Below are 6,367 nucleotides of genomic sequence, written 5' to 3'. Positions count from 1 at the left end.
GTTATGCCTGAAGACCAGGAGGTCTGTGCTTTTGATAATTATTGCGACAGAACCCATTGGCTCAGATGACTGTATCCTGGTCGGCTGTATGGCGCATGCGCGTCGTAAATTCGATGAAGCGTTGAAAAGAAAGCCGCAAGAATAAAATGGGCATGGCCCAAACCGCATTACGCAAGTTTGCTCGCTTGTATGCACTAGAAAAACAATTCAAAGGCCTGACAATAGAGCAACGTTATTTGTTGCGTCTGAAAAAAAGCAAACCTCTGCTGGAAGATTTAAAACAGTGGTGTGATAACAACCTTACCAAAACGGCAAAAGATAGTGCGATCGGTAAAGCCATTCGTTACACCATTAACCAATGGGATAGCCTAACCCGCTATATTGATGATGGTAATATACCAAATTGATAATAATGCAGCGGAACGTCATATCAAGCCGTTTGTGATTGGCCGTAAAAACTGGTTATTTAATCAAACTCCACGCGGCGCTAATGCCAGCGCACTACTTTACAGTCTTGTGCAGACAGCGGTAGCCAATAACCTAGAGCCTTTTGATTACTTAAAGTATTTACTCACCGCACGACCCAAGCTTGGTAGGCACTATAAGCCAGAGGCATTGGATCAGTTTTTACCCTGGAACCTGACTGAAAAAATCAAGCCTTTTAAGTAAGTGGCGTAGCTTGTCTAGGTGGGAAGAATCGACGCTTACATGTATGGTGTTTGACAGAACCCATGAATAGTCAGTGGAATACTATTGAACAAGAACAATGCCTTCGCCAATTTTAATTTAAGCCAAAAATGACAATCTTACACCTATATAAATCAATCGCTTATAGGCTATAAAATTCATAAAAATGAGTGTACTTTCATTTTGGCGAAGGTATTGACAAGAATGCTGACATTTTATAATAGAACGGAATAGAACGTGGAATATGGCAAAATCAATTGAACCTAATATTGCAGACCTAGCAAATGGCTGGCTTAAATCTTACAACCTTGATTACAAGCTAGAGCAAGAATCTTTAAACACTGAAACAGACAAAGCACTGTCTGATTACTTCACCAAAAATGGCGGCTCAGGCGCCAATCGCCCAGATGCAAAGCTATTACTGAAAGATAAAAATCTGGATCACTTCCCTATACTCATTGAGTACAAAGGCTACAAAGATAAGCTTGTCAAACTCGACGCGAGTGGAAAGGTAGAAAACAGAACAGCTAAAAACGAATCTCATTTTAAAAACATCAATTCGTTTGCAATAAATGGCGCAGTGCATTATGCCAATGCATTACTACACCACACCAGCTATACCGACATTATCGCCATTGGGATGACAGGACACAAAGATGAGTCCAATAATATTCAGCACGAAATAGGTGTTTATTACGTTTCAAAATCAAATTTCGGCATCGGACAAAAAGTTGGCGAATTTACCGATTTTTCTTTTTTGTCAGAAAAACATTTTGATGCGTTTGTCGAGCAGGTAAGAACCTTAAGCTTGTCGCAAGCAGAACTCGACAAGATCAAAGAACAGCGTGAAAAAGAAATTGATACCAGTCTGGTCAGGCTGAATAATGATATTTACCAAAATGAAAAAGGCTTGGGCGAAAATGACCGCGTTTATCTGGTTGCCGCTTCAATCATTTCTACGTTGGGGATTCCAGGAAAAGTATCTCCGCTTGAAAAATCTGATTTAAAGTCTTCTACCGAAAAAGGCAGCACAGATGGTGAAATAATAGTAAGAAAAATAGAAGCATTTTTGGGTGAAAAGGAGCTGCCGGAACAGAAAAAAGAACTCATTTTAACAACATTAAAAAACACACTTTCAACTGATAATATCAATAAGGTTAAAAACGGTGAAAGCCAACTTAAAAGAGTTTTTACAAAAATTGTTGATGACCTGGGGATCTACTACAAAATTGGCTTAACCACCGATTTTACCGGTAAGCTCTTTAATGAAATGTATGGCTGGCTTGGTTTTTCGCAAGACAAACTTAATGATGTCGTGCTTACACCGTCTTATATTGCAACCCTTTTAGCAAAGCTAGCACGCGTTAATAAGGATTCGTATGTGTGGGATTTTGCCACGGGTTCAGCGGGGCTATTGGTTGCAGCAATGAATGAAATGCTGATCGATGCAAAAAACACCATCACCTCACCTGAAGAGCTCGCAAAAAAAGAAGCGGAAATAAAGGCTGAACAATTGCTCGGTTTAGAAATACTATCAAGTGTTTATATGTTGGCTATTCTCAATATGATTTTGATGGGGGATGGCAGCTCCAACATTCTAAACAAAGACTCTTTGCAGGATTTTGACGGAAAATATGGCTTTGGTGAAACGGATAAAAATTTTCCCGCTGATGCTTTTATCCTTAATCCGCCGTACTCTGCCCAAGGCAACGGTATGGAATTTGTCGAAAAAGCGTTGGGAATGATGAACAAAGGGTATGCCGCCATTATTATTCAAGGTTCGTCTGGTTCAGGAAAAGCGGAAGCAATCAATCAGAAAATTCTAAAAAAACACACGCTATTGGCAAGCATCAAAATGCCGATAGACCTCTTTATTGGTAAATCCAGCGTGCAAACACACATCTACGTGTTTAAGGTAAACGAACCACATCATCAAGATGAAATGGTTAAGTTTATCGACTTTTCAAACGATGGCTATACACGCACCAACCGGAAAAAATCCAGCAATAACCTCAAAGATACGGATCGCGCTAAAGAACGCTATGAAGAGCTAATCAGTTTAGTGCGCTTTGGTAAAAGTAAACTCACTATTTTTACCGAAAATGAATATTACGAAAACACCATTGATCCCAAAAACGGGGCTGACTGGAATCAGTCTATACCCGTTGACACTAAGCCTACATTGCAGGATTTTAAGAAAACGGTCGGTGATTATTTGGCTTGGGAAGTTTCAAACCTTCTTAAACAACAAATGGGTGAAGGTAACCATTCGGGAAAGTAGATGCCCCACTCAATAAGAGACTGAAAAATATTGAGTGGGGGGAATTTAGGGTGGGTGATTTGTTTGAGATTAACAATACTCTAAGTTTTAATAAGGATAGTTTAGTTGTTGGTTATGAGTATGATTATGTAACACGAACATCACAAAACCAAGGGATTCTACAAGAAACTGGCTTTGTAAATACGACTAATATTAACTCTGATGGAAATTGGAGTCTTGGTCTGATGCAAATGGATTTCTTCTATAGAGAAAGACCTTGGTATGCTGGGCAATTTGTTAGAAAAATAACACCTAAAATAGAATTAAATAAAAGTTTCATAATATTTCTTACAGTAGCACTAAACAAATTAAAACCAAAATTATTAACAATATTAGTTCGAAATATAGATAAAGAATTTTTAAATTCTAAAATCCAACTACCAACAAAAAATGACGAGATAAATTTTGAGTTTATGGAACGCTTTATAGCTGAGATGGAAGCAGAGCGCATAGCGGAGCTGGAAGCTTATCTATCTGCGGCTGGTTTAAAAGACACCACTTTGACTCTACAAGAACAACAGGCTTTAGAGGACTTTGAAAATGGGGGATGGAGTTGGGGGGAGTTCTCTTACCAAAGCATCTTTAATAACATTTCACAAGGCAGAAGGCTTAAAAAAGATGACCAGATTACTGGAGATATGCCATTTGTTATGGCGGGGACTACAAATACTGGAGTAGTCAATTACATTTCAAATCCCGTAGCAAGCTTCCCTAAAAATTCTATCACTATTGATATTTTTGGAAATACTTTTTACCGGAATTATAGTTTTGGTGCAGGAGACGATACGGGGGTTTATTGGAGTAATCAAAAGAATTACTCAAAAGAAACAATGCTATTTTTTACGACCTCAATAGAAAAATCATTATTTGGAAAATTCTCTTACGGAAAAAAACTGAGAAGTTCACAGAGTTTCGGTTTTAAAATGAACCTCCCCGAACAGGAAAAACAACCCTGTATGTATTCAATGGAAAAACTGATTTCTGCTGTTAAAAAACTGGTAATTAAAGATGTTGTTCACTATTCGGATAAAAAAATAGCGTCAACGAAACAAGTTGTTCAAAGCTAGGAACCCATATCATGTCTGACCTTCTGAACGTGCAAAGCTTAGCCGTTTTGAAGGCATCAGATCATGATCATCAGGTGCGCCATGTTTTCTCACGAAATTCCAAAAGTTGTAGTAGTATTACTACAAACTACTACTAAAATAATATGTCTTTTTAAACCACAGTCAAATATGACACATTAGAAAGTGTCAATTTATTGAAGCTAAGGTAAGAGATGGCACAGTTAATGACAGCCTTTTTTCATTGTTTCCAAAACGGTGGCAAAATGGAATCTAACTATTACCACAAGAATTTGCCAAGATAGAGTTCAGAATCTTCAAGGTTCTGTCGCAAAAAACCGAATGCCACTATTATAAGGCTTAATCTCATCCAAATAAGATTCACATGTTCAGTTTAAAATGGCGGTATTTCTTAAGGACTTATTAACCTGTATGCCAGGTGGCATATGACTTTACAACTTATCTGCCGAAATTTTAACGATAGGATGATCGGTGTTTTATTCTGTATGAAATATTATTCATTAGCCTCATAAAACTATGATATAGTCGGTTTTTACACTTTTTGCGACAGAACCTTTTTATGAATTTTACAGCCTATAAGCGATTGATTTATATCGGTGTAAGATTGTCATTTTTGGCTTAAATTAAAATTGGTGAAGGTATTGATTTTAACTCCGAAACTTTAGTTACACAGAATTAGGCAGTAATAACTTTTTTTAAAGTTCTCTAATAAGGTCAGCATAGGGTGATCTGAGACCTTGATATTGTTAATGTTTAGCTTGTAATATTTAATTAAAATATCTGTATTATTATCATTTGTGAATGCTTTCTTATATTCTCCATTGACATCAAATATAAGTATTCTTGATCCTGTAGCCGAGTGTTTTTCTTTTTTATAAATTTCTTGAATAATATAAGAAATGATATTTGATTTATCTCTCCCTGAATTTCCTAGAGCCGCTGAATTAATGTCAAAAAAACTATCTATACTCACATCTATCGCTGAAAATCCTGGAAACGGAGCTTTAGCGAAGTGATGATTTTTAGTCCGCGATAGCCGTAGGGCCGTTGTTTTGTCGGAGTCTGAGCGTTAGCGAAGGTGGAGACAAAATAAAAGGCCATCCGACACGGCGTCAAGTCATTTGGAGCCTATGTTCCGACCCCTTGTTGGGTCGGGACGAGGTGACGAGGACGAATCGGGGCCGCCGGAGGCATAAGTGGTCGCGTTAAGTTTTTGCTGCTTGCTTGGGCTGGGATGCCCAAAACAAGCTTTCGCAAAAATAGCGACTCCCCGATGGGGGTTCTGTCGCAAGTATTGTTGGAAATGCAGGAAGCCTAGTCTTCAGGCATAACTATCCTGCTAAAGCCATAAACTGCTTATAAGCAGGAATATTCTCCTCAGACAATTGTCCCTTTCGGATCATATGTGCTGTTTCAATTCCATCAATGGTTGCTTGAGCGGAGTGAAACGCTTTAAAGCCCATCATTGGTTTTGTTATTTTTTTGATAAATCGATGATCCTGTTCGATGATGTTATTCAAATATTTAACCTGTAATATGTCGATCATAGTGGCAAACCCAGCAAGGATTAACAAGAGGTTAATATTGGCTAATCCTGCATAGTTAGCGCCACCGCTGTCAGCCCCGGACGGGCTGATAGTCTCCAGAAGGCGCAGGGAAATTTGCCAATCCGAAGTGCGCGATAGCGCGCGAGGGAGGCTAAAATTTTATCCCGAATAGCCGTAGAGCCATTTGTGGTAGCCATGACTGAGCTGCTTTGTGCTCAGTCTGTGGCGGACGCAGGGCGGCTGGAGCATCTCCTATTCGCTGCGTAGGTGAACGAATTACGGCGACAGGAGTCCCGGAATTTCGTGAGGTAGCATGGCGCGCCTGTTTTATCCATAACGACCTTATCAGGAAAGCCATTATTGTTAATCGTTTGTTTGAAAAATGCGGTTGCAGCCTCTTCATCACGGCGCTCAGAAAGCATGAAATCAAGCGTATCCCCGCGACTATCAACAGCTCGGTATAAATAGGTCCACTGCCCCTTCACTTTGATATACGTTTCATCCATGCGCCACGACTTATTGGTTTCTCGTTTCTGAGATTTAGCTTTTACAGCAATGGCAGGAGAATAACGGATAACCCAACGATTGAGCGTAGCATGATCCACTTCAACACCTCTTTCTTCCATAATTTCTTCAAGGTCGCGATACGAAACGCCATACCTGACATAAAAGAAAACAGCATAAAGAATGACATCTTTTGGGAAGTGAGTGCCTTTGAAGCTGAGCAT

The 6,367-nt window shown here is 39.1% G+C and carries 9 protein-coding genes and 1 pseudogene; 4 read left to right on the top strand and 6 right to left on the bottom strand.

The genetic code is table 11. The features are described from left to right. Window positions 1-146: 146 nt before the first annotated feature. The 4 genes from K6984_RS29950 to K6984_RS29935 all read left to right on the top strand — a co-directional run bounded on the left by K6984_RS29950 (window position 147) and on the right by K6984_RS29935 (window position 4,074). Entirely contained in the window at window positions 147-407 is a 261-nt protein-coding gene (locus tag K6984_RS29950; RefSeq protein WP_230988365.1) for an IS66 family transposase, read from the top strand. A gap of 34 nt (window positions 408-441) precedes the next feature. After that, complete coding sequence (locus K6984_RS29945) at window positions 442-669, top strand: transposase domain-containing protein (protein ID WP_230988364.1); 228 nt, start codon at window positions 442-444, stop codon at window positions 667-669. Window positions 670-931: 262 nt separating this feature from the next. Next, entirely contained in the window at window positions 932-2,968 is a 2,037-nt protein-coding gene (locus K6984_RS29940; protein WP_221898608.1) for an HsdM family class I SAM-dependent methyltransferase, read from the top strand. A 59-nt stretch (window positions 2,969-3,027) separates the two neighbouring features. Beyond that, window positions 3,028-4,074 carry a restriction endonuclease subunit S gene (locus K6984_RS29935; RefSeq protein WP_420831744.1) on the top strand — a complete coding sequence of 349 codons (1,047 nt, stop codon included), beginning with the start codon at window positions 3,028-3,030 and terminating at the stop codon, window positions 4,072-4,074. Window positions 4,075-4,753: 679 nt separating this feature from the next. Here K6984_RS29935 and K6984_RS29930 read toward each other — a convergent pair. The 6 genes and pseudogenes from K6984_RS29930 to K6984_RS29915 form a co-directional block, all read right to left on the bottom strand. Further along, window positions 4,754-5,065 carry a helicase HerA domain-containing protein gene (locus K6984_RS29930; protein ID WP_230988362.1) on the bottom strand — a complete coding sequence of 104 codons (312 nt, stop codon included), beginning with the start codon at window positions 5,063-5,065 and terminating at the stop codon, window positions 4,754-4,756. Window positions 5,066-5,067: 2 nt separating this feature from the next. Continuing rightward, a complete protein-coding gene (locus K6984_RS35535) occupies window positions 5,068-5,193 on the bottom strand; it encodes a hypothetical protein (RefSeq protein ID WP_263458924.1) in 126 nt (41 codons plus the stop codon). A 27-nt stretch (window positions 5,194-5,220) separates the two neighbouring features. After that, window positions 5,221-5,349, bottom strand: a complete 129-nt coding sequence (locus tag K6984_RS35530; RefSeq protein ID WP_263458596.1) for a hypothetical protein — start codon at window positions 5,347-5,349, stop codon at window positions 5,221-5,223. Window positions 5,350-5,423: 74 nt separating this feature from the next. Beyond that, window positions 5,424-5,666 carry a DDE-type integrase/transposase/recombinase gene (locus K6984_RS29925; RefSeq protein ID WP_420831743.1) on the bottom strand — a complete coding sequence of 81 codons (243 nt, stop codon included), beginning with the start codon at window positions 5,664-5,666 and terminating at the stop codon, window positions 5,424-5,426. Window positions 5,667-5,680: 14 nt separating this feature from the next. Beyond that, on the bottom strand, window positions 5,681-5,836 hold the full coding sequence (locus K6984_RS29920; RefSeq protein WP_221898607.1) for a hypothetical protein: 156 nt from the start codon (window positions 5,834-5,836) through the stop codon (window positions 5,681-5,683). Between the two features lie 120 nt (window positions 5,837-5,956). Then, window positions 5,957-6,367, bottom strand: a pseudogene (locus K6984_RS29915) (IS6 family transposase); the annotation flags it as partial.

Origin of the sequence: Bathymodiolus japonicus methanotrophic gill symbiont (assembly GCF_019721995.1) — a bacterium.
Classification (GTDB): domain Bacteria; phylum Pseudomonadota; class Gammaproteobacteria; order Methylococcales; family Methylomonadaceae; genus Methyloprofundus.
Note: the sequence above shows the minus strand (reverse complement) of the source record. Positions and strands in the feature narration are given on the sequence as shown.